18 protein-coding genes are annotated in these 22,651 nt (G+C 54.3%); 1 reads left to right on the top strand and 17 read right to left on the bottom strand.

The window, feature by feature from the left end; genetic code table 11:
• Nucleotides 1-18: 18 nt before the first annotated feature.
• From PHE17_RS04670 to PHE17_RS04655, 4 genes are all read right to left on the bottom strand, one after another.
• Complete coding sequence (locus PHE17_RS04670; RefSeq protein WP_301014653.1) at nucleotides 19-939, bottom strand: site-specific DNA-methyltransferase; 921 nt, start codon at nucleotides 937-939, stop codon at nucleotides 19-21.
• Nucleotides 920-2,128 (bottom strand): bifunctional glutamate N-acetyltransferase/amino-acid acetyltransferase ArgJ, encoded by a 1,209-nt coding sequence (gene argJ, locus PHE17_RS04665; RefSeq protein ID WP_301014652.1) that lies wholly within the window; start codon nucleotides 2,126-2,128, stop codon nucleotides 920-922. The genes PHE17_RS04670 and argJ overlap by 20 nt, the downstream gene beginning before the upstream one ends.
• Nucleotides 2,129-2,143: 15 nt before the next feature.
• Nucleotides 2,144-4,843 carry a preprotein translocase subunit SecA gene (gene secA, locus PHE17_RS04660; RefSeq protein ID WP_301014651.1) on the bottom strand — a complete coding sequence of 900 codons (2,700 nt, stop codon included), beginning with the start codon at nucleotides 4,841-4,843 and terminating at the stop codon, nucleotides 2,144-2,146.
• A 143-nt stretch (nucleotides 4,844-4,986) separates the two neighbouring features.
• The gene (locus PHE17_RS04655; protein WP_301014650.1) at nucleotides 4,987-5,847 is read right to left on the bottom strand and encodes a M23 family metallopeptidase; all 861 of its coding nucleotides are present in this window, start codon (nucleotides 5,845-5,847) and stop codon (nucleotides 4,987-4,989) included.
• A gap of 182 nt (nucleotides 5,848-6,029) precedes the next feature.
• On the opposite strand from PHE17_RS04655, the gene PHE17_RS04650 reads away from it, so the two are divergent.
• Nucleotides 6,030-6,455 (top strand): hypothetical protein, encoded by a 426-nt coding sequence (locus tag PHE17_RS04650; protein ID WP_301014649.1) that lies wholly within the window; start codon nucleotides 6,030-6,032, stop codon nucleotides 6,453-6,455.
• Here PHE17_RS04650 and lpxC read toward each other — a convergent pair.
• From lpxC to PHE17_RS04585, 13 genes are all read right to left on the bottom strand, one after another.
• The gene (gene lpxC, locus PHE17_RS04645) at nucleotides 6,452-7,369 is read right to left on the bottom strand and encodes a UDP-3-O-acyl-N-acetylglucosamine deacetylase (RefSeq protein WP_301014648.1); all 918 of its coding nucleotides are present in this window, start codon (nucleotides 7,367-7,369) and stop codon (nucleotides 6,452-6,454) included. The two genes, PHE17_RS04650 and lpxC, sit on opposite strands and share 4 nt — an antisense overlap.
• A gap of 229 nt (nucleotides 7,370-7,598) precedes the next feature.
• Nucleotides 7,599-8,768 (bottom strand): cell division protein FtsZ, encoded by a 1,170-nt coding sequence (gene ftsZ, locus PHE17_RS04640; RefSeq protein WP_301014647.1) that lies wholly within the window; start codon nucleotides 8,766-8,768, stop codon nucleotides 7,599-7,601.
• A gap of 17 nt (nucleotides 8,769-8,785) precedes the next feature.
• Nucleotides 8,786-10,027 (bottom strand): cell division protein FtsA, encoded by a 1,242-nt coding sequence (gene ftsA, locus PHE17_RS04635; RefSeq protein ID WP_301014646.1) that lies wholly within the window; start codon nucleotides 10,025-10,027, stop codon nucleotides 8,786-8,788.
• Between the two features lie 2 nt (nucleotides 10,028-10,029).
• Nucleotides 10,030-10,833, bottom strand: a complete 804-nt coding sequence (locus PHE17_RS04630) for an FtsQ-type POTRA domain-containing protein (protein WP_301014645.1) — start codon at nucleotides 10,831-10,833, stop codon at nucleotides 10,030-10,032.
• Nucleotides 10,833-11,741, bottom strand: a complete 909-nt coding sequence (locus tag PHE17_RS04625) for a D-alanine--D-alanine ligase (RefSeq protein WP_301014644.1) — start codon at nucleotides 11,739-11,741, stop codon at nucleotides 10,833-10,835. The genes PHE17_RS04630 and PHE17_RS04625 overlap by 1 nt, the downstream gene beginning before the upstream one ends.
• Before the next feature lie 11 nt (nucleotides 11,742-11,752).
• A complete protein-coding gene (murC, locus tag PHE17_RS04620; protein ID WP_301014643.1) occupies nucleotides 11,753-13,183 on the bottom strand; it encodes a UDP-N-acetylmuramate--L-alanine ligase in 1,431 nt (476 codons plus the stop codon).
• Complete coding sequence (gene murG, locus PHE17_RS04615; protein ID WP_301014642.1) at nucleotides 13,180-14,304, bottom strand: undecaprenyldiphospho-muramoylpentapeptide beta-N-acetylglucosaminyltransferase; 1,125 nt, start codon at nucleotides 14,302-14,304, stop codon at nucleotides 13,180-13,182. Before murG ends, murC begins: the two co-directional genes overlap by 4 nt.
• Nucleotides 14,301-15,521, bottom strand: coding sequence for a putative lipid II flippase FtsW (gene ftsW / locus PHE17_RS04610; RefSeq protein WP_301014641.1), 1,221 nt, complete (start codon nucleotides 15,519-15,521; stop codon nucleotides 14,301-14,303). Before ftsW ends, murG begins: the two co-directional genes overlap by 4 nt.
• Nucleotides 15,518-16,855: a UDP-N-acetylmuramoyl-L-alanine--D-glutamate ligase gene (murD, locus tag PHE17_RS04605; protein ID WP_301014640.1), complete on the bottom strand. Its 1,338-nt coding sequence runs from the start codon at nucleotides 16,853-16,855 to the stop codon at nucleotides 15,518-15,520. The genes ftsW and murD overlap by 4 nt, the downstream gene beginning before the upstream one ends.
• Before the next feature lie 14 nt (nucleotides 16,856-16,869).
• Entirely contained in the window at nucleotides 16,870-17,952 is a 1,083-nt protein-coding gene (gene mraY, locus PHE17_RS04600) for a phospho-N-acetylmuramoyl-pentapeptide-transferase (RefSeq protein WP_301014639.1), read from the bottom strand.
• On the bottom strand, nucleotides 17,952-19,295 hold the full coding sequence (gene murF, locus PHE17_RS04595; RefSeq protein ID WP_301014638.1) for a UDP-N-acetylmuramoyl-tripeptide--D-alanyl-D-alanine ligase: 1,344 nt from the start codon (nucleotides 19,293-19,295) through the stop codon (nucleotides 17,952-17,954). The genes mraY and murF overlap by 1 nt, the downstream gene beginning before the upstream one ends.
• A complete protein-coding gene (locus tag PHE17_RS04590; RefSeq protein WP_301014637.1) occupies nucleotides 19,292-20,785 on the bottom strand; it encodes a UDP-N-acetylmuramoyl-L-alanyl-D-glutamate--2,6-diaminopimelate ligase in 1,494 nt (497 codons plus the stop codon). The genes murF and PHE17_RS04590 overlap by 4 nt, the downstream gene beginning before the upstream one ends.
• Nucleotides 20,782-22,617, bottom strand: coding sequence for a penicillin-binding protein 2 (locus PHE17_RS04585; protein WP_301014794.1), 1,836 nt, complete (start codon nucleotides 22,615-22,617; stop codon nucleotides 20,782-20,784). The genes PHE17_RS04590 and PHE17_RS04585 overlap by 4 nt, the downstream gene beginning before the upstream one ends.
• Nucleotides 22,618-22,651 lie beyond the last annotated feature (34 nt).

The following is a 22,651-nucleotide window of genomic DNA, read 5'->3' as shown; positions in this document are numbered from 1 at the left end:
TCAAAACCTACCCTTTGCTTATTTGCTGTTAGTGTCATTCAAGCGGGCTTTGGCAACCTGTGCGTATTGCGGGTTAGCCTCAAAACCGATGTAATGCCGCCCCGTTAACTTTGCAGCCACCAAGGTAGAGCCACTGCCGCAAAAAGGGTCGAGTACAATTTGTCCTTGCTGGGTTGCAAGCTCAATCAGCGACTGCATCAGTGTTATGGGCTTCTGGGTGGGATGCCGCCCCGGCTCGCCCGACATAAAACCACGGGTGAGGACATTATCCGGCGAGCTTTCATAGCGCAGAAATGCCGCTTCATTGAAAGCGCCAACGCCATGAGTCAGCACGTTATCGGCGATAGTCGTGCCAATTTTGTAGGGTTTCGTGAACCACAACACCGGCTCAAAGGTAGGACGCAAGTTACCCACCCGCCAACCTTCCCACCTTGCCGCATTTTGCCCATCACCACGGCGGTCATAAACCACACTGACCCGTTGCGCTCGATGCGGTGCATGTTGGCGCATCCAAGCGAACATATCTTTGAAACTAAAACCGGCATCTTCAAGTGCGGCAATGCAACGGTGCGAAAAACGCCGACCGGCAAAAATAAACACCGAAGCACCGGGTTTCAACACCCGCAACCACTCCCCTGCCCAACGGGAACACCAGTCATAATATTGTTTGGGAATTTCGCGATCGGCTTCCGACCAGCCATTGATAGGCTTGCCGCGTTTTTTGAACACGGCTCCGGCTTTCAATTGGGCGGGGCTTGTCCCTAAATACGCGGAATTGGTGTTGTCGTGCAGCACATCCCAGTCTTCGACGCCAATGCCGTAAGGGATGTCACTGAGGATCAGATGAATAGCATCATTGGGAATGGCGGACAGCGCAGTAATGCCGTCCGCATTAATCACTTGGTTTAACAGTTCTGGATCAACTGCGGTATTCGGCATTGATTTTGACGTAATCGTAAGAGAAATCGCATGTCCATGTGGTTGCTGATGCCTCCCCGCGCCCCATATCAATGCGGATGGTAATTTCGTCGCGTTTCATTTCTGCCGCGCCCAATTCCTCGCGGTAAGTGCTGGCAGGCTCGCCGTTTTCGATCAGCAGGGTTTCACCCAACCAAATCGTGATGCGGCTGACATCCAATTCTTCCAACGGGCAACGCCCTACTGCGGCGAGGATACGCCCCCAGTTAGGGTCACTGGCGAACAGTGCGGTTTTGACCAGCGGCGAAAGTGCCACTGTGTTACCGACAATCCGCGCTTCGTGGCGGGTTGCCGCGCCTTGCACTGCAATGCTGATGAACTTGGTAGCACCTTCGCCATCACGGATAATGGCTTGCGCGAGGTACATGCAAACTTCCTGCAAAGCGTGCTGGAACGTTGCCAAACCTTCGCTTCCAACGTAGACGCCGGAACTGCCCGTTGCCATCACCACCAAGGAATCATTTGTAGATGTATCGCCATCGACGGTAATGCAGTTGAACGTTTCTTCCACCACCGCATTCAACACGCGCTGCAAGGTTTCTTTTTCAATCAGCGCGTCAGTTGCCACATAGGACAACATGGTTGCCATATTGGGGTGGATCATCCCCGCGCCTTTGGCGATCCCGGTAATGGTGATGGTTTCGCCGAAAATTTCCACCTGACGGCTGATGCCTTTGGCAATGGTGTCGGTGGTCATGATGGTGCGGGAAGCTTCCTGCCAACCATCGGCATCCAACTTCGCCAAGGCTTCGGGCAGCGCGGCAGTGATTTTTTCTACCGGCAATTGCTGACCGATCACCCCCGTGGAAAATGGCAACACTTGCTCAGCCCAGCATTCACCTTGTTCGGCAAGCTGTTCGCAGCACTCGCGGGCAGCTTGCATCCCTTGCTCACCCGTCCCGGCATTGGCATTCCCGGCGTTGATCAGCAGATAACGCGGGTTGGAATGCTGTAAATGGCTGCGGCAAACATGCACAGGCGCGGCACAAAACGCATTGCGGGTGAAAACTGCCGCCGTGTGGCTACCGTTTTCCAATTCCACCAGCAACAGGTCGTTACGGTTTTTGTAACGTATCCCCGCATTGACCGATGCCAGCCGCACACCCGCGATGGGCAGTAATGTTTCAGGTGCTTGCAAATTAACTGCCATATCCGCTACTCCTGCTTAGTTCAGCTTGCCGTGGCAATGCTTGTATTTTTTGCCGGAACCACAAGGGCACAGGTCATTACGCCCCACTTTATCGCCTTCGCGCTGATAGGTATCACCCACCACGGCGTCTACCACTTCGTCATCAGCCGCTAGCACGCTGCTGGCATCCGGGTGGGAAAACTCCAGCGGCTGCTGTTCGTGCGTTTCCAGTTCCGCCATCGCCTTTTGCGGCTCTTGCAATTGGATGCGCATGAGGAATGCGATTACGTCGTGTTTGACACGTTCCAGCAATTGCTCAAACATTTCAAAGGCTTCACGCTTGTATTCCTGCTTGGGGTTTTTCTGCGCGTAACCACGCAGTCCAACGCTTTGGCGCAGGTAATCCATCGCTGCCAGATGATCCTTCCACTCGGTATCCAGCACGTGCAACATAACATCGCGTTCCAAACGGCGCATGTTGGGCGCACCGATCATCTCTTCTTTGTGCGTGAGGGTCGCGGCAACTTGCGCTTGGATACGGTCACGCAGCGTTTCTTCGTACAAGTTTTTCTCGGTCGCCAACCAATTTTTGACCGGCAAATCCAAGCCAAAGTCGGTGTAAAACTGCTTGTACAAGCCATCCACATCCCATTGCTCATCCACGCTGCCGGGCGGGATGTGGGTACTGAAAGCAACATCCGCCACGTCTTCACGGATCGCAGCAATCATTTCAGCAATGTCGTCAGCTTCCAGCAATTCATTACGCTGAGCATAAATGACCTTACGCTGGTCATTGGCAACGTCATCGTATTCCAGCAAGTGTTTGCGCATATCGTAGTTGTGCGCTTCGACCTTGCGCTGGGCATTTTCGATGGATTTGGAAACCAGACCCGCTTCAATCGCTTGGCCTTTTTCCATCCCCAAACGCTGCATCATGCCTTTCACCCGGTCAGAGGCGAAAATGCGCATCAGGTTATCTTCCAACGACAGGAAGAAACGCGAGGAACCGGGGTCGCCCTGGCGCCCTGAACGCCCACGCAACTGGTTGTCGATACGGCGGGATTCGTGACGCTCCGTACCCAAAATGTGCAGGCCACCGGATGCCACTACAGCATCATGGCGCTTCTGCCACAGTGCTTTGATTTTTTCCACTGCTTCCGGGTTCGGGGTAGCCAATTGGCGGATTTCTTCATCCAGACTGCCGCCCAGCACGATGTCAGTACCACGACCTGCCATGTTGGTAGCGATGGTAACAGCACCCGGACGCCCCGCATTGGCGATAATATGTGCTTCGCGCTCATGCTGCTTGGCATTGAGGACTTCGTGCGGAATCCGCAGAGCCTTCAGTTGCCCAGACACCAACTCAGAGGTTTCAATGGAAGCCGTACCTACCAGTACCGGCCTGCCTCTGGCAACTTGCTCTTCGATTTCCTTGATGATCGCGGCGTATTTTTCTTCTGCCGAAAGGAAAACCAAATCGTTGGAGTCAATACGGATCATCGGACGATGAGTCGGGATAACCACGACTTCCAGACCGTAAATCTGTTGCAGTTCAAACGCTTCTGTATCCGCCGTACCCGTCATACCAGACAGTTTTTCATACAGACGGAAATAGTTCTGGAAGGTAATGGAAGCCAGCGTCTGGTTTTCAGCCTGAATTTCCACCTGCTCTTTGGCTTCGATGGCTTGATGCAAACCTTCTGACCAGCGGCGTCCGGGCATGGTACGTCCAGTGAATTCATCGACGATGACGATTTTGCCGTCACGCACAATGTAATCGACATTGCGCTGGAACAAGGCATGGGCACGCAAAGCCGCACCCACGTGATGCAGGACACTGATGCTGACCGTATCGTACAAACCTTGACCTTCTGGCAGGATACCGGCTTCCGTCAGCAATTGCTCAGCGCGTTCTTGGCCTGCTTCTGTCAGGTAAACTTGGCGGGCTTTCTCATCGACAGAATAGTCGCCCGGCCCTTCTTCTTCCTCTTGCTTGGTCAGCGTCGGAATAATCTGGTCAATGGCAATGTAAAGCTGGGAAGCGTCGTGGCTGGGGCCAGAAATAATCAGCGGGGTACGCGCTTCGTCGATCAGGATTGAGTCCACCTCATCCACAATCGCATAAGTCAGGGAACGCTGTACGCGGTCTTCTTTGCGGAACGCCATGTTGTCGCGCAAGTAGTCGAAACCGAATTCGTTATTCGTGCCGTAAGTAATGTCTGCTGCGTAAGCTTCGCGGCGCTGTTCCGAAGACAAGCCATTGATAATGACGCCCGTAGTCATGCCTAAGAAACCGTACAGACGCGCCATCTGCGCAGCGTCACGCTGGGCAAGGTAATCATTCACGGTAATGACGTGCATCCCACGCCCCGGCAAGGCATTGAGGTAAGCCGCAGCCGTTGCCACCAGTGTTTTACCTTCACCTGTGCGCATCTCGGCAATCTTACCGTCATTCAGCACCATTGCGCCGATCATCTGCACGTCGTAATGGCGCATCCCCAACACCCGTTGGCTGGCCTCACGCACTACTGCAAAAGCTTCCGGCAGCAAATTTTCCAATGCCTCGCCCTGCTCTAAGCGGGAACGGAACTCAATGGTTTTAGCCGCCAGTTGGGCATCCGACAAGGCACGGCACGATTCTTCGTGCGCGTTGATTTTCTTGACAACTTTGGAATAAGACTTGACCAAACGGTCATTGCGGCTGCCAAAAATCTTCTTGGCTACGGAACCCAGCATAGTTTTCTCTCTTGTATCCTTGTCCAAAGAAAAAGTCCGGCTGTAGCAATATGGAGGGCATACGGCTACACCGGACGGTGCGTATTACATTATATATTGATTAACTGGCTGTACGGTGAATTTTTAGTAATGTATCCAAAGGGCTACTCGGTATAACCCAGATACTCACGTGGATTCAGTTGCGCACCATCCTTCAATACTTCCAGATGCAGGTGCGGCCCCGTGGAACGCCCGGTATTACCCATCAGCGCCACCAGATCACCTTTTTTCACCACCTGCCCTTCACTGACTTTAGCGGCACTCAAGTGCCCGTAGCGGCTGAGCAAACCATCACCATGATCAATTTCGACCACATTGCCATAACCTGTGCGGGTTCCGACGAAAGCAACCACACCACCGCCGACGGAATGGATGTCCGTACCCACAGGCCCGGCAAAATCCAAACCTTTGTGCAACTTGCTGCGCCCATTGAAGGGGTCACGGCGGAAGCCAAATTCGGAAGAAATATAACCACGGATGACAGGCCAACCGGACGGCAGGACTTCTTCTTGCAGCGTAATACCTTCCAGTATTTGCTCAAGCGCCGCCAACATGCCTTTTTCACGGTCTACGTTGTTTTCAGCCAGTTGGAACGCTGACAGCAGCTCTTGCGATGAATTACGCTCCGTACCTTCAGACAAGTCCGCCCCATCGAAACCACCGCGAGCGGGCTTTTCATCCAAAGAAAACTCTTGGGGATCAAGCTTGGCCTTATTGGCGACACGCTTTGCCAATGCGTTCAAACGCACGATCTCGGCTTCCAACGAACCCAAACGGGTTGCCAGCGTATCCACATCAACGGTGTAATTGGAGTAGGCTTTTTTAATCTGGTCAACAGTGGTGATTTGTTGCTCCAGCGCGGAGATAATTTTACCCGCCTCATGCTCAGACAAAGCGGCATTCTGTGGGGTTTCATCCAAACTGTACAGACCCAACATCTGGTTGACTGACAGTCCTATGATCAATAACGCGACAATCCCTGCCGGTATGATCAAGTGCTTCCATGGCTGGAGGCTAAACGATGCCCGACGCGAGCCATCGTCACTTAAACAAATTACTTTCACGAGTCCCTCAACTTCCTGACTAGGTTCGACGTGCTGCCACCCTTATAATAGGAGTTATTGTAGCTAACGGATTCACTGACAGCATGGAAAAGATTAACCGGTTGGTAAACACGGAAATCACCGAAAGGTTGGAACAACTGGACAAGCTGGCGGAGGAAATTGGGCACTTCTTGTCTCTGTCGACAGAAAACAGAATATGGCCAATATTGAAACACCATCGGTTGACACTCTTGACTGACGACCCTCATTTGGCGGTACAAATCAGGTTCCAACAGAACACACTCAGCAAACATCTAAGCAAACGCCTAAATCTCAAAATTAGTGCGCTGCATATTAAATTGATTAGTTTGCCATTTGCAAGCATTGAGCAAAAAAACAACGGATTTAAGCTTTCAAACGACACTGCAAGCGTTGTACGCAGTATCGCCTTCGGCATCGAAGACAAAGAGCTGCAAGAGGCCATCATGCACTTGGCAGCAACGGCTAGCCGCGAGCGACCAGCGGCCTAAATGCCTGCGAATACATAGTTATCGACAAAAATGACCTGCTTTTTGCGCTTTTCACCGAGCGTGACCATTTCCCACGCATCCTGCTGTTGCAGCAGTTCCCGCGCCAACAAGTTGTTCACGGCATGGCCCGATTTATGTGCCTGATAAGCACCAATAATGCCATGCCCTAGGGTATACAAGTCACCAATCGCATCCAGAATCTTGTGGCGGATGAACTCATCGGAGTAACGCAAACCATCTTGGTTCAGCACCCGATACTCATCCAGCACGATGGCATTTTCCAGACTGCCGCCCAAACCGAGGTTGCGGGAACGCAACACTTCCACATCCCGCATGAAACCGAATGTCCGCGCACGGGCAATTTCACTGGCATAGGCTTGGTGGGAAAAATCAATTTCCAGCGACTGGGTGGTAGCGTTCACTGCCGGGTGGTTGAAATCAATCTCAAAACTGGCTTTGAAGCCATCGAAAGGCAGTAATTTTGCCCAAGCATTCCCCTTGCTGGCTTCAATCGGCTTTTTGATGCGGATGAAACGCTTAGGTGCTTTGAGTTCCTCAATCCCGGCGGAAAGGAACAAATAAAGGAACGGGGCGGCGCTACCGTCCATAATAGGAATTTCCGGCGCATCCAAATCAACGTAGAGGTTATCAATCCCCAGACCCGCTAAGGCGGACAACAGGTGTTCCACGGTTGAAACTTTGGCATCCTGTTTGACCAATGCGGTACACAGCATGGTGTCGGCAACTTGTTCGGGGTGCAATTCGATCAGTACAGGCGGGTTTAGGTCGACCCGGTGAAAGACGATACCTGTATTGGAGGGAGCAGGCCGCATCGTCAGTGAAACTTTTTTCCCTGAGTGCAGACCGATACCCACTGTCGATACCGTCTGTTTCAATGTCCTCTGCCTTAACATGATGCCCCCTGAAACAATTCTTAGTGCGCCAACCTTAAGGATAGACGGATTTTATTGGATTTGGGCAGGCATCGCCTGACCATTTTTTGCCGGAAACAAAAAATCACCTGAAAATCCCCTTGTTGAAGCCGATTTTCAGGTGATCCTGCTAAGCACACCACTAAATGATGGCTGGGGCAAACGCCCCAACCACCACGGGCATGTTTTATACTATCAACACAGCAGTGCGCTAGTCTGCTTGCTTGCGCAGGAAAGCTGGAATATCCAGATTATTTTCACCGCTGGCGTTGTTGCGGATATAAGGTGGAATTTCCGACACATTGTCGAACCGGCTTCTTACTCCGACAGCAACTTTCTGCCCTTGTTCCAACTCAACTGGCTTTAAACGGGTAACATTCGACTGATCAACCACCTTTTTGGTTGGTTGAACACTGACTTTACCTACGTCTTCCAGACCTGTTGCCACGATGGTGACGCGAATTTTGTCGCCCAAATCAGCGTTCAGGGTTGTGCCAATGATGACATTCGCATCATCCGCAGCAAACTGCCCGACCACGGAGCCAACTTCCTCGAACTCGTGCATGGTCATGTCCATGCCACCGCTGATACTGACCAGAATGCCACGCGAACCATCCAAGCGGATGTCTTCGAGCAGCGGGCTGGAAATCGCCATCTGCGCAGCTTTGGAAGCACGGTCTTCACCTTGCGCTTCGCCAGACCCCATCATGGTGACACCGCCGCCGGACATAACCGCACGCACGTCAGCAAAGTCCACGTTGATCAGACCGGGGTTGGTAATCAGTTCCGCAATCCCCTGCACCGCTTTCAGCAAGACATCATTGGCTGCTTCAAACGCGGAGAGCAAAGAAACATTCTTACCCAAAGAAGTCAGCAACTTCTGGTTTGGAATGGTAATCAATGAATCCACGTGTTTGTGCAACTCAGCAATACCTGCGTCTGCCGATTTCTTGCGGCGAGCACCTTCCATCAGGAAAGGCCGAGTGACTACCGCCACGGTCAGGATGCCCATGTCACGTGCAATTTCTGCAATGACTGGCGCAGCGCCTGTGCCTGTGCCACCACCCATGCCTGCGGTGATAAACAGCATATCCGTGCCGCTGACCAATTCCTTGATGCGCTCACGGTCTTCAATCGCAGCTTCACGCCCGATGTCAGGGTTCGCACCCGCACCCAAACCTTTGGTCAGGGAAGCACCCAATTGCAGGACGCTTCTGACGCCAATGCCTGCTAGGGCTTGGGAATCAGTATTCGCACAAATGTATTCGACGCCTTCGATACCGGATGCCAGCATGTGCTTGACAGCATTGCCACCGCCTCCGCCGACACCGATTACCTTGATTGCAGCACCTTTGGCTGCACTATCCATTAGTTCAAACATGCCCGTATCTCCAACTGTTAAAAGTTACCGTTAAACCAGCTTCTCAAGCGTTCCCACCACCCTTCTGATGACACGACACTCGTGGCATAAGTACGCTTGGTTCCATAAGCCTGCTGCGCCATCCCGTACAGCAGGAGACCTACCCCAGTGGAATGGATAGGATTTTCGACTTCACCACGCAGGCCACCGATGTTCCGGGGCACGCCGATACGTACCGGCATGTGGAACACCTCTTCGGCTAACTCACGTACCCCCCGCATTTTGGAGGTTCCGCCCGTCAGCACGATGCCTGCACCAATCCGTTCTTCATAACCGCTGCGACGCAGCTCCTGAAGGACGAGTGAAAACAATTCTTCGTAGCGGGGTTCGATCACCGAGGCCAATGTCTGTGCAGACAGGCTGCGCGGTTCACGTTCCCCCACGCCCGGCACTTCGATCAGTTCGTCTTCCTCGACCAACTGGCGTAGTGCTCGACCGTACCTGACCTTGATTTCTTCCGCGTGTTGGGTTGGTGTCCTTACCGCCACCGCAATGTCATTGGTCACTTGGTCGCCCGCAATCGGAATGACTGCCGTGTGGTGGATTGCGCCATTCATAAACACCGCAATGTCACTCGTGCCGCCGCCGATGTCGACCAAACAGACACCCAACTCTTTTTCGTCCTCTTCCAACACGGCGTAACTGGAAGCAACCTGTTCAAGGATGATGTCTTCGACATGCAGGCCGCAACGTTCCACGCACTTGACCAGATTCTGTGCCGCGCTATGCGCTGCCGTGACCAAATGCACCCGTGCTTCCAAGCGCACACCTGACATACCCACAGGTTCGCGGATGCCTTCCTGCTGGTCGATCACGTATTCTTGGGGTAATACGTGCAAGATCCGCTGGTCGGCAGGGATAGCGACGGCGCGTGCCGCATCCATGACCCGTTCCACATCATTTTCGGTCACTTCCTTGTCTTTAATCGCCACAATACCGTGCGAATTCAGGCTACGGACGTGGCTGCCAGCAATACCGACGTAGACGGAACGGATTTGTGTACCCGCCATCAGTTCCGCTTCTTCCACCGCCCGTTGGATCGACTGGATGGTGGATTCGATATTGACCACCACACCTTTTTTCATGCCCCGTGATGGGTATGAACCGATCCCAATGATCTCCAAGCGTCCGCTGTCATTGATCTCGCCAACCATGGCCACCACTTTCGAGGTTCCCAAGTCCAGCGCAACAATCACGTTATGCTCTGTTTTCTTTGACATCATTAAACTCCTCGACCCGCGTCTGTAATATCCCGTGAGCCGACCGGGGATTGCTTCCATTCAACTGCAAAACCATTGGTATAACGCAGGTCTACACGGCGTACATTACCCAACTTACTCGCCAATTCCTGCTGAAAACCGACCTTGAACCGTAATATCCGGCGACCCTGATCTTCGTTACCGATCAATACTTCCGGCCCATCCTTTAGTTTTATCCGCCAAGAACCACTTTCATCTTCGCTGAATTCAGCGATGACCAGTGGCAAACCTGCGAGCCATTGGTAGAGTTTCTTGTAGTTCTCTGCCATTTCCCGCCCCTTGTCTTCTGGACTGTACAGCTTTGGCAAAATGCCACGCATCGCAGGCAGGTCAGCGGTGAACAGCTCACCGTACTTGTTCATAATCCGGTCATCACCCCAGAATGCATAGGGGTACTGTTCTTCCACAGTGACGATCAACTGATCAGGCCATGACTTACGCAAGGTAACAGCACGGATCCACGGCTGGGTTTCAAGGTCAGCTTCGAGCGCGTCAACATCCAGTAAATACAGATTGGTATGTGTGTATTTTTCGATGACTGCCCGTACTTCACCATCTTTGATAAATTTCAGCTCACCTTGTACATCAATCTGACTAATGGGCAGGTTTTCTGGATTATTAAGCATTGCCCGCACACCCAGTACACCACCCAGCACCACCAATACCAATGCAAGCACCACCGCCAGCTTCAAGACATGCGGCGGTATCCGCGCCAAGTCGAAGCGAGTGCGGGAACGTTTGATCGGTTGGCGACGCCGTTGAGTCATTACACCGTGGTCTCCAGTATGCGCAAAACTAGCGCGTTAAAATCCATGCCAACCGCACGCGCCCCCATCGGGATCAGGCTGTGATCGGTCATGCCCGGATTGGTATTCACTTCGATCAGCCATGCTTTACCCGCAGCATCGCGCATCATGTCTACCCTGCCCCAACCACGTCCACCGACTGCCGCAAAGGCTTGTCGCGCCAATGTTTGCATGGCCTTTTCATCGGCAGCACCTAATCCACAGGGGCAGTGGTAACGGGTATCGTTACGCAGGTATTTGGCCTCAAAGTCGTAAAATTCGCCCGGCACTTCCAAACGGATCAACGGCAGCGATTCGCCCGCAACAATCCCGGCGGTGTATTCGTCGCCAGTGATCCACTGCTCGGCGATGACCACGGCACTGCATTCAGCAGCTTTGTGGTAAGCGCCTTCCAGATCGGCGGCGGCTTTCACTTTGCTCATGCCAATGCTGGAACCTTCTGTCGCCGGTTTCACCATCAGTGGCAAACCCAACTCAGCAACCACGGCGGCGAAATCGGTATCAGCCGTCAGCACCCGGTAAGCCGGAGTGGGTAAACCAGCCCCCATCCACACCTGCTTGGTCATGAACTTGTCCATGCTGATCGCAGATGCCATCACCCCGCAGCCAGTGTACGGGATGCCGAGAATTTCCAATGCGCCTTGCAATACGCCGTCTTCGCCGCCCGCGCCGTGCAGGATGTTGAACACGCGGTCAAACTTGCCCGCCTGCAACACGCTGATGATGTTGCGGTCAACGTCAATGCCGTGCGCGTCCACACCACTGGCTTGCAAAGCGGCAAGCACCGCCGCGCCACTTTTCAGGGAAACCGGGCGCTCAGCCGCCCAACCACCGAACAGGACTGCGACTTTGCCGAATTTGTTTTGCATGGCTGCATCCATTATTCGCCCCCCCGTACACTGAGTTTTTCCGGCAAGCTGGCTGCCAAAGCGCCAACGCTGCCAGCACCTTGGGTAAGGATCAGGTCACCGTCTTGCAGGATGTGCTTTAACACTCCTGGTACGTCCTCTACGTCCGCCACAAAGATAGGGTCAACCTTGCCACGGATACGGATGGCGCGAGCCAAGGCGCGTCCGTCAGCACCCGGAATCGGCTGTTCGCTGGCGGCATACACATCCATCAGCACCAGCACATCGGTTTCCGACAGCACTTGCGCGAAATCTTCAAACAGGTCGCGGGTACGGGTGTAACGGTGCGGCTGGAACACCTGCACCAAGCGGCGTCCGGGCCATGCATTCCTGACCGCATCCAGCGTGGCTTTCATTTCACGCGGGTGATGCCCGTAGTCGTCCACCAGCGTGGCCTTCTTACCGACGGCAAAGCTAATGTCGCCGTACTGTTGGAAGCGGCGGCCTACCCCGTCAAACTTGCGCAGACCCGCAATGATCGCCTCGTCGGAAACATCCAGTTCCGTGGCAATCGCAATCGCTGCCAGTGCATTCAGCACGTTGTGGCGACCCGGCAAGTTGAGCGTAATCTCCATCGTGCGGTTGCCCCGTGCGCAATGCACCGTAAACAAGCTCTGTGTGCCTTCGTAACGGACATTGGTCGCCTGTACATCCGCTTCTTGGTCAATCCCATAGGTGATGATCGGGCGGTTAACTTCCGGCATGATTTCACGCACGTATTCATCATCCACACACAACACCGCCAGCCCGTAGAATGGCAAGTGATGCAGGAACTCCACAAACGTCTGTTTCAGTTTGGAAAAATCCCCACCGTAAGTGGACATGTGGTCTTCGTCGATATTCGTCACCACCGCAATCATCGGTTGCAAGTGCAGGAAAGATGCATCGCTTTCATCCGCCTCTGCCACCAGATATTCGCCCGTGCCGAGCTTGGAGTTGCTGGCGGAACTGTTCAGTTTGCCACCAATCACGTAAGTCGGATCCATCCCACCTTCAACCAACAAACTCGTGGTCAAACTAGTGGTGGTGGTTTTACCGTGAGTCCCCGCAACCGCAATGCCTTGGCGGAAACGCATCAGTTCCGCCAGCATTTCTGCGCGGCGTACAATCGGGATGCGTTGTTCACGCGCTGCCATGATTTCCGGGTTATGGCTGTCAATCGCGGTGGAAACCACAATGACATCCGCCCCTTGCATATTTTCCGCTGCATGGCCTTTGAAAACCGTCACGCCCAGCGATTGCAGGCGGCGCGTCATAGCACTTTCCGACAAATCTGAACCTGAAACCGTATAGCCCAAATTGGCAACCACCTCAGCAATACCGCCCATCCCCGCACCACCGATACCGATGAAGTGCAGGCGATTGATGCGCTTGCGGGCAAGCCCGTCGTTTCCTGTTTTCATTCTTGCTTTCCTTCTTTGTTATCAACGTCATAACCGGCATAAGCGGCAACGATGGCTGCTACCTGCGCGGTAGCGTAAGGCTTCGCCAATTCGCGCGAAGCCATGCTCATCTGGCGCAGTTTTGCACGGTCAGAACACAAATCTTTTAACACCCCTGCCAGCTTTTCCGCCGTCAGGTCACTTTGCTGCATCAGTAAGGCCGCACCGTTATCGGCAAGGTACTTACCGTTGGCAGTCTGGTGGTCATCCACCGCATATGGGAAAGGAACCAACAGTGCTGCCACGCCCGCAGCCGCCAATTCCGCAATGGTCAATGCACCCGCCCGGCAAATCACCAGATCAGCCCATGCGTAAGCTTCCGCCATATCCTCAATGAACGGCATAACTTCCGCCTCAACGCCCGCAGCCGCGTATTGGCTACGTGCGTCATCAATATTACGCACACCAGCCTGATGACGTACCACGGGACGCCCAGCGGTAGCTAATTGCGCCAAGGCTTGCGGAACCATTTGGTTCAACGCTTGCGCACCTAAGCTGCCACCTACCACCAGCAAGTGGACAGGTTCATCGTCACGGTCTGCCAAACGTTCCAGCGGGTTAGGCAGGCTGGCAATATCCAGACGTACCGGGTTGCCGGTCGCCATCACTTTATCGCTGCCAGTAAACGTACCGGGGAAACCTTCCAGCACCCGGCGGGCAACCCGCGACAACAGTTTATTGGTCAACCCCGCGACGGCATTTTGTTCGTGGATCACCACAGGTGTCCCCATTAGTGCCGCGACAAAACCACCGGGGCCTGCAACGAAACCGCCCATGCCCAAAATGGCAGCGGGTTTGTGTTTCAGCATGATCTGCACGGATTGCAGCAATGCACGGATCAGGTTGACCGGTGCCATCACCACTGTTTTCCAACCTTTTCCGCGCAAGCCATTCACATCCAACCACGCCATTTCGATGCCTGCTTCGGGAATGACCCGTGCTTCCAAGCCTTTGCGCGTCCCCATCCAAACCACGGGAATGCCTTGCGCAATCAGGGCGCGGGCAACCGCCAACCCCGGATAGACGTGACCACCCGTACCACCGGCAGTAATCATGATCGGGCGCTGTTGCTTATTATTCATTGTGCAGTCCTCCCTATCGGACGGGCTTTACGTACATTCGGCACTTTGCGCTCCGGTAAACCAAAACGGGCAATCCACGTCTCACGGTAAACGCGCATCAACAAGGCCATTGCCACCAAGGTAATCATCAAGCTACTGCCACCGTAACTCATCAACGGCAGGGTCAAACCTTTCGGCGGCAATACTGCCAAATTGACCCCGATGTGCAGCACCACTTGGAACCCCATCCAGAAACCGATCCCGTAAGCCAAATACGCACCAAAATGCCGCCCGCTCTTGTCAGCCTGAAAACCGATGACAAACGCCCGCATCACCAACCAGCCATACAGCGCCAGCACCGCCAATATCCCGATGAAACCCAGCTCTTCCGCCAATATCGAGAAGATGAAGTCGTTATGCGCTTCCGGCAGGTAGAACAGTTTTTGTACTCCACCGCCCAAGCCACAGCCGAACCAGCCACCATCACCAATTGCCATCAATGCATGGACAGTCTGATAACCTTTGTCCGCCTCATGCGCCCAAGGATTAATCAACGCATCCCAACGGTCGCCGCGATAACCCATCATCGAAACCGGGATCATCACCAAAATAGCGCCACCCAACAGCACACCTAAGCGTTTCAACGGCACGCCACCGAGGAATAAGAGCGCCAACCCCGTCACGAAAATAACCACCGTTGAGCCAAAATCTGGCTCCAGTAACAGCAAGCCACCCGTTACCCCTAATACCAGCAGCGGAATCACCAACGGCTGGTAAGACGGTGACATTGCCAAACTCTTACCGTGCCGGATCAAATAGCCGGACAGGTACATCAGCATGATCAGTTTCGCCATTTCTGATACTTGGATGGCGGTGAACCCCAGATTTAACCAACGGCGGCTACCGTTTATTTGCTTGCCGATCCCCGGAATCAGCACCAACACCAGCAGCAGCAACACGATCGGCAGCAAGCGCACGCCCAATTGCTGCCAGAAATCAATGCGCACTTGATAAATTGCCAAGGCCAACAAAATCCCCACCCCCATGAACACCAATTGGCGTTGCAGGAAATAGTACGGGTCTTGGTACTGCTTTTCCGCCACCCACATGGACGCAGACGCCAGTATCACGATGCCAATGCCAATGATTGCCAACAAAGCCAGCACCATGTCGCGGTCAACGTAGCGTTCCCATGGGTTGTTGTCGAAAACTTCTACTGGCGTGGCGGCTGCGTTCATGGCAACCCCCTGACAGCTTCGCTGAACACATCACCGCGATGTGCGTAGCCTTTAAACATATCGAAACTGGCGCACGCGGGGGAAAGCAGCACGTTGTCGCCCACTTGCGCCAGTTCTGCGGCAACTTGCACCGCTTCCTGCATATCCGCTGCGAATACATAAGGGGCGTAACCTTCCACCACCGCTGCGATCTTGTTGCGGTCTTCACCGATCAGCACCAAAGCGCGGGCTTTTTCTGCCGCGACAGGTTTCAGCGGGGCAAAATCCGCGCCTTTACCTTGTCCGCCTGCAATCAACACGGTTTTGCCGGGCAAGCCTGCCAAAGCCGCCAAGGTTGCGCCGACATTTGTGCCTTTGGAATCGTTGTACCAATTCACCCCGTTGCGCTCACGTACCCATTGGGTGCGGTGCGACAGACCCGTGAACTCACGTAAGGCAGCAAGCATCCCTTCCAACGGAATACCAGCCGCTTCGCCCAAAGCCAGTGAAGCCAAGGCATTGGCGTAATTGTGTTCGCCGGGAAGCCTCATTTCATCGGTCGCCAACAGCAGGGTTTCACCTTTTGCCAACCAACGTTTACCGTCGTGTTCGCGGATGCCGTATTGGCCTTCGGCAGGAACATCAAGGCCGAAACTGACGCACTCCCCTTCCACCATTGCCATCACCAGCGGGTCATCACGGTTCACCACCGCGCAGCCGCAATTGTGGTAAACCACTTGCTTGGCTGCGGCGTAATCGGCGTAACTGGCGTAACGATCCATGTGGTCTTCGCTGACATTCAGTACCACGGCGGATACCGCATGTAACGACTGGGTGGTTTCCAACTGGAAGCTGGAAAGCTCCATCACGTACAAATCAGGCGCAGGCTGTTGCAGCAAATCCAGCGCGGCATAACCAAGGTTGCCACCTGCGTAAGATTTCATGCCCGCCTTTTGTGCCATCAAGTCAACCAAGGTGGTCACGCTGCTCTTACCGTTGGAGCCAGTAATCGCAATCACCGGAGCTTGGGCTTCGCGCACAAACAATTCGATGTCGCCGATGATTTCCGCGCCACGTTTCGCCGCCGCGTGGATTTCTGGGGTTGCTACCGCAATACCGGGGCTAACCACCAGCGTTTGTGCTGCCGCAAACAGTTCCTGCGCGTCGGCAAACGCACCGAAGGCATACGGCGCTTGCGGGAACTCCGTGAGCAACTCATCCTTGCCCGGCGGATTGCTACGGCTATCCACCACCGCAAAAGCAACGCCACGTGCCTGCAAATGACGCGCAACCGAAAGCCCCGTCTGCCCAAGGCCGACGACGAGTGTTTTCCAGTTGTTTGCTTGCATTGCCATGTTCACGTTACCCATTAACGAATTTTCAACGTTGCTAGACCAATCATCACCAGAATCACGGTAATGATCCAAAAACGCACGATAACCCGTGGCTCAGGCCAACCCTTCTTTTCATAGTGGTGGTGCAAGGGAGCCATACGGAAAATCCGCTTACCACCCGTTGCTTTGAAGTAAGCCACCTGCATGATCACCGACAGCGTTTCCATCACGAAAATGCCACCCATGATCGCCAATACGATTTCCTGACGCACGATCACTGCCACGATGCCGAGTGCCGCACCCAGTGCCAGCGCCCCCACATCACCCATGAATACTTGCGCGGGGTAAGTGTTGAACCACAAGAAACCCAGCCCTGCGCCGAAAATGGCGGCACAGAACACCACCAACTCACCTGCACCCGGCACGCGCGGAATCCCCAAATATTGGGCCATGGTTGCGTTGCCGCTGACGTAAGCAAAAATCGCCAAACCACCTGCCACCATGATGGTCGGCATGATCGCCAAGCCATCCAGCCCATCCGTCAGGTTCACCGCATTACTGGAGCCGACTACCACCAAATACACCCACGGGATGAACAACCACCCCAGTTGCCAATGCGCATCTTTCAGGATCGGCAAAAACAGCGTGGTTTCAGTCGAAGTTTGCGCCGTGAAAAACAGGAAAAACGCCGCCGCGAACCCCACGAGGGTTAACCCAACAGTCTTTTGGCGGGCGGTCAGCCCCATATTGCGGCGCATTTTCAGCTTGATGTAATCATCCAGCCCACCGACCAGACCAAAGCCCAGCGTGGCAAACAGCGACACCCACACGTAGCGGTTACTCAAATCCGCCCACAGCAGCGTTGCCACCGCAATCGCCAAGATAATCATCACCCCACCCATGGTCGGCGTACCCGCCTTCATCTGGTGTTGCGGGCCATCTTCACGAATATATTGCCCAATTTTTAGGCGGGTCAGCGCCCGGATCATGCCCGGCCCTGTCCACAGCGCAATAAACAGCGCCGTCAGCAAACCCAAAATCGCCCGCAAAGTAATGTAATGGAATACATTGAAACCGTGGTAAAAACGGTCGAGGAAATCAAACAGCCACAACAACATTACGCAGCCTCCTTAACAGCACCTGCTGTTAGCGCGTCTACCACCCGTTCCATGCGCGAACTGCGCGAACCTTTCACCAGCACATTCGTACCCGGTTGCAAATCTTGTTCCAAGGTATCCAGCAAAACACCCAAATCGGTGAAAGCCTTGCCCGTACCAAAGGCTGACGCAGCGCCTGCGCTCAATGTACCCAACGTGTAAAGCGCGTCGAGGCCAAGCACTGCGGCTTGTTGCCCAATCGCGGCATGTAATTGCTCGCCGGTGTTGCCCAATTCGCCCATGTCACCCAGTACCAATATTTTTTTTCCGTGCAAGCTAGCCAGTACTTCAACTGCGGCGGCAGTAGAGCTGGGGTTAGCGTTATAGGTGTCGTCGATCACCATGCCACCGTGTTTGCCTGTTTTCGGGTTCAAACGCCCTTTGACAGGTTGCAGGGATTCTAAGCCTTGGCGAATTGTGTCCAGTTCCACACCCAGCGCCAGTGCGGCAGCAGCCGCTGCCAGTGCATTCATCTGGTTGTGGCGACCCAACAATTTCAGGTCGACTGGCACGGTTTGCCCCTTGGCTTGCAGGCAGAATTGGTTGTTATCACCGTTCACGCCTTGCACGTCAGCCACGCGATCCATGCCGAAACTCAGCACCTTGCGAGTAGGGTTCAAACCCCGCCAGTAATCGGCATAGGTATCGTCGGCATTGATAACTGCCACACCGTTATCATTCAGCCCATTGAAAAGCTCACCTTTGGCGCGGGCAACCCCGGCAATATCACCAAAGCCTTCCAAATGCGCTGCCCCGGCATTGTTCAGCACTGCCACATCCGGGCAGGCAATGCGGGTTAAATAATCAATTTCACCGAAATGGTTTGCGCCCATTTCGATCACCGCGAATTCGTCTTCTGCACGCAAGCGCAGCAAGGTCAACGGCATACCCAGATCGTTGTTCAAGTTGCCAATCGTCGCCAAGGTACGGCCTTGCAGCGACAAGATCGCGGTAAGCATTTCCTTCAACGTGGTCTTGCCGTTACTGCCGGTCAAACCGATGACTGGCTGATGGAACTGCTTGCGCCATGCGGCTGCCAACCTGCCCAGCGCCAAACGCACGTCATCCACCACCACTTGCGAAATATCGGCATCCACAACCCGTGAAACCATGGCGGCACTGGCTTTACCTGCAACTTGCGGGACGAAATCGTGGGCATCGAAACGCTCACCTTGCAGTGCCAAGAACAAATCGTCTGCCTGTACAGCGCGGGAATCGCGTTCCACCCGCTCGACTGCCACATCTTGACCGTGCAATGCCCCACCCGTCATTTGCGCAATTTGTGAAAGCATCAACCATGTCATACGGCGCACTCCCGCAACGCTTGCGCTGCCTGTTCGCGGTCATCAAATGGCACGCTATGGTCTACCAAAATCTGCACGGTTTCGTGCCCTTTGCCAGCAATCAGTACGGTGTCGCCTACTTGTGCCTGCCCAATGGCAAGGCGGATAGCCTTGGCGCGGTCGTGCTCAAAAGTCACGCCTGCGGTGTTGTTGAAGCCCTGCATAATGTCCTCAAATATTTGGTATGGATTTTCAGTGCGCGGATTATCGTCGGTTACGATCACCACGTCAGCACTAGATTCTGCCATTTGAGCCATTAATGGGCGCTTGCCCCGATCACGGTCGCCACCACAACCAAATACACACAGTAAACGCCCGCGCGTGTGGACATGCACCGCTTTCAACACCTGTTCCAGCGCACCGGGCGTATGGGCGTAATCGACCACCACCAGTTTGCCGCCATCCTTTTCTGCCACTACCCGTTCCATACGACCGGGTACAACCCAGACGTGTTGCAGGCGTTGTAGGGCATCCGCCAATTCCAGACCTTTTGCCAGCAACACGCCTAAAGCTGCCAGCAAATTATGCAGGTTAAATTGTCCCAGCACTGGCGCTTGTAGTTCACCACGGTCATTCCCCACCACCACCGTGGCGCGGATGCCGCTGTGGTCAAATACTGGGTCAGTTGCCACCAACGTTCCGGCGGGATAAACATCAACATTGCCAACACCATAGCCAATGACCCGCACGGATGTACCCGCCAATTCTTCCGCCAAACGACGCCCGAAAGCATCATCCAAATTCAGCACCACGGTTTTCAAATCAGGCCAGTGGAACAGCTTGCGTTTGGCTTCCGCATACGCATCTACCGTGCCGTGGTAATCCAAATGGTCGCGGGTCAGATTGGTCAGGACTGCCACATCAAAGCGGATACCATTAACCCGCCCCTGATCCAGCGCATGGGAGGAAACCTCCATCGCGATGCTGTTAAAACCACTGTCCTGCAAATCACGCAGCAGGTGGTGGACAGTCAATGCATCCGGCGTGGTGTGGGTGGCAGGCTGTAATGCACCGGGCAAACCGATACCCAATGTGCCAATTACTGCGGCATCCGCAGTGCCTACATTCAAAGCTTCGGCAACGAAATGACTGACGGAGGTTTTTCCGTCTGTCCCGGTAATACCGACCATGAATAGCCCGGCACTGGGGCTGGTATTAAAACGGTCGGCGAGCGTGCCCAGATGCTCCCGCAAGGAAGGCACAGGCACTAGCCCAACCGACAAGGGTGGCTGTTGCAAGCCGTCTTCTGGCTCGAAAAGCACGACCGACGCGCCTGCCTGTACGGCGGCTTCGGCATACATCAAGCCGTGTTGACGGGTTCCGCGCAAGGCGACAAAGGCCATGCCCGGTTGGACTTTGCGGTTATCCAGCGTCAAACCGCTCACCATTACCTCGGGGGCGGATGGCACGATGCCGTCAAGCAATACCCGCAGGGACATTATCTGTTTCATGTTGCCCCTCCTACGGGTTGCGCTATTGGTGTCGTTGGCGTTGGTGCTACGGGTGCTGGCACTGCGACGGGCTGTTGCGCTGCCTGTTTCACCGCTGGCAGGTTATCCGGCGGAATATCAAGCAGGCGCAAGGATTCGCCCATCACTTTCGAGAAGACCGGGGCAGCCGCTAAGCCGCCACTGTCTGATATTTTGGGTTCGTCAATCTGCACAGCAACCACCAAACGCGGGCGGCTAGCCGGTGCGATACCGATGAAACTGGTTAGGTAACGGTCATTGCGGTAGGCTTTATTAATGAATTTGTAAGCCGTACCCGTTTTACCGGCAATACGGTAGCCATCAACCATCGCCTTTTCACCCGTACCGCCTTTTTGTACCACCGCTTCCATCATGCGCAGCACAGAACGGGCGGTTTCCGGTGACATCACTTGTTGACCAACCACTTGCCGGTCAACTTTGTAAATACTGGCAGGCATCAACAAGCCGTTTGCCGCAAACGGGGCATAAGCATGGGCAAGTTGCAGCAGGCTAACCGACAGGCCATAACCATAACCGTGTGATGCACGGTCAACTTTTCCCCACTCGGTGTAATTGGTCAACTCACCGGGGCTTTCACCGGAAAACCCAGCATCCGGCACGCGCCCAAAACCCATACGGCTGAGGAACATCCAGTGATCACGCGCCCCCACCAACAAAGCAACACGGCTAGCACCCACGTTACTGGACTTTGCCAGCAAGGTCGGCAGGCTGATGGAGCCGTAGTCTTTGGGGTCTTTCACCACGTATTTGCCGAAGTTGATTTTGCCCGGTGAGGTATTAATTTGCACATCAGGCCCCAACACCCGCGCCTCCAAAGCAGCGGCGATGGTTAATGGCTTCAAGGTCGAACCCGGTTCTGATTTGTCAGCCACCGCACGGTTGCGGTACAAGTAGGGTTCAATGCCTTTGCGGTTATTTGGGTTGAAAGACGGCACATTTGCCATCGCCAGAATTTCCCCGGTATGGGCATCCAACACCACCAAGGAACCAGCTTTCGCACCCAGTTCAGCAACGCGGGTTTTCAATTCTTTGTAGGCCATGTACTGGATACGGCGGTCAATACTGAGTTGGACATTTTGCCCCGGCTGCATATCTTCTAGCCGTACAACACTCTCCACCAACCGGCCTTTGCCATCGCGGATAACCCGTGTTTTGCCATTTTTGCCTGCCAGTGAATCATTACGGGCTTTTTCTATGCCCTCAATACCGAGACCATCCACGTTCGTCATGCCGACCACATGCCCAGCCATTTCCCCTAATGGGTAATAACGGCGGTATTCGCGGGTAGCCGCAACGCCCGGCAAATCCAATGCCAAAATGCTGGCCGCCACTTCCAAAGGCAAATGCCGCCCCAGATAGAAAAACTGCTTATCACTGGCTTTTTCCAACTCAACAAGCAGCTCCCCCTCCTGCAAGCCGCCCTCTTGTTCTATGCGGCGCAAGCCTTTTTCAAGGCGGGCAAATCCCGTAGCTGCCACATCACGGGCTTCCTGCTCTTCAGCCGTTGCATCACCGACGGTGGCATCCGTTACCTGACGGGTCAATTCGTAATCGTGGCGCAACTCTTCGCGGGCTTTCAACAGGTCTTGTGGATTACACCACAACGAATCTACCGGGGAACTGATCGCCACTGGGTCGCCGTTACGGTCAAGGATCATGCCCCGGTAAGCGGGAACAACCACCTCGCGGAGCTGCCGCTTACCCGCCTGCTGTTGCAACATTTCCTGCTGAAAGACTTCCAGCCACACCGCCCGCAGCAGCAAAACGCCGATCACAAGCAACAGGGCGAGCATCAAGAAGAGCCGCCTACCCTGAAAAACTGGTGAT

The sequence above is a fragment of the Thiothrix sp. genome (assembly GCF_028714775.1).
GTDB lineage: Bacteria > Pseudomonadota > Gammaproteobacteria > Thiotrichales > Thiotrichaceae > Thiothrix.
The sequence above is the reverse complement of the archived record's forward strand: the minus strand, read 5'-3'. Positions and strand labels throughout refer to the sequence as shown.

Excerpts from the sequence above, each read along its gene's own strand:
- PHE17_RS04670 (WP_301014653.1), bottom strand. The coding sequence starts at position 939 with ATGCCGAATACCGCAGTTGATCCAGAACTGTTAAACCAAGTGATTAAT.
- argJ (WP_301014652.1), bottom strand. The coding sequence starts at position 2,128 with ATGGCAGTTAATTTGCAAGCACCTGAAACATTACTGCCCATCGCGGGT.
- secA (WP_301014651.1), bottom strand. The coding sequence starts at position 4,843 with ATGCTGGGTTCCGTAGCCAAGAAGATTTTTGGCAGCCGCAATGACCGT.
- PHE17_RS04650 (WP_301014649.1), top strand. The coding sequence starts at position 6,030 with ATGGAAAAGATTAACCGGTTGGTAAACACGGAAATCACCGAAAGGTTG.
- lpxC (WP_301014648.1), bottom strand. The coding sequence starts at position 7,369 with ATGTTAAGGCAGAGGACATTGAAACAGACGGTATCGACAGTGGGTATC.
- ftsZ (WP_301014647.1), bottom strand. The coding sequence starts at position 8,768 with ATGTTTGAACTAATGGATAGTGCAGCCAAAGGTGCTGCAATCAAGGTA.
- ftsA (WP_301014646.1), bottom strand. The coding sequence starts at position 10,027 with ATGTCAAAGAAAACAGAGCATAACGTGATTGTTGCGCTGGACTTGGGA.
- PHE17_RS04630 (WP_301014645.1), bottom strand. The coding sequence starts at position 10,833 with ATGACTCAACGGCGTCGCCAACCGATCAAACGTTCCCGCACTCGCTTC.
- PHE17_RS04625 (WP_301014644.1), bottom strand. The coding sequence starts at position 11,741 with ATGCAAAACAAATTCGGCAAAGTCGCAGTCCTGTTCGGTGGTTGGGCG.
- murC (WP_301014643.1), bottom strand. The coding sequence starts at position 13,183 with ATGAAAACAGGAAACGACGGGCTTGCCCGCAAGCGCATCAATCGCCTG.
- murG (WP_301014642.1), bottom strand. The coding sequence starts at position 14,304 with ATGAATAATAAGCAACAGCGCCCGATCATGATTACTGCCGGTGGTACG.
- ftsW (WP_301014641.1), bottom strand. The coding sequence starts at position 15,521 with ATGAACGCAGCCGCCACGCCAGTAGAAGTTTTCGACAACAACCCATGG.
- murD (WP_301014640.1), bottom strand. The coding sequence starts at position 16,855 with ATGGCAATGCAAGCAAACAACTGGAAAACACTCGTCGTCGGCCTTGGG.
- mraY (WP_301014639.1), bottom strand. The coding sequence starts at position 17,952 with ATGTTGTTGTGGCTGTTTGATTTCCTCGACCGTTTTTACCACGGTTTC.
- murF (WP_301014638.1), bottom strand. The coding sequence starts at position 19,295 with ATGACATGGTTGATGCTTTCACAAATTGCGCAAATGACGGGTGGGGCA.
- PHE17_RS04590 (WP_301014637.1), bottom strand. The coding sequence starts at position 20,785 with ATGAAACAGATAATGTCCCTGCGGGTATTGCTTGACGGCATCGTGCCA.
- PHE17_RS04585 (WP_301014794.1), bottom strand. The coding sequence starts at position 22,617 with ATGCTCGCCCTGTTGCTTGTGATCGGCGTTTTGCTGCTGCGGGCGGTG.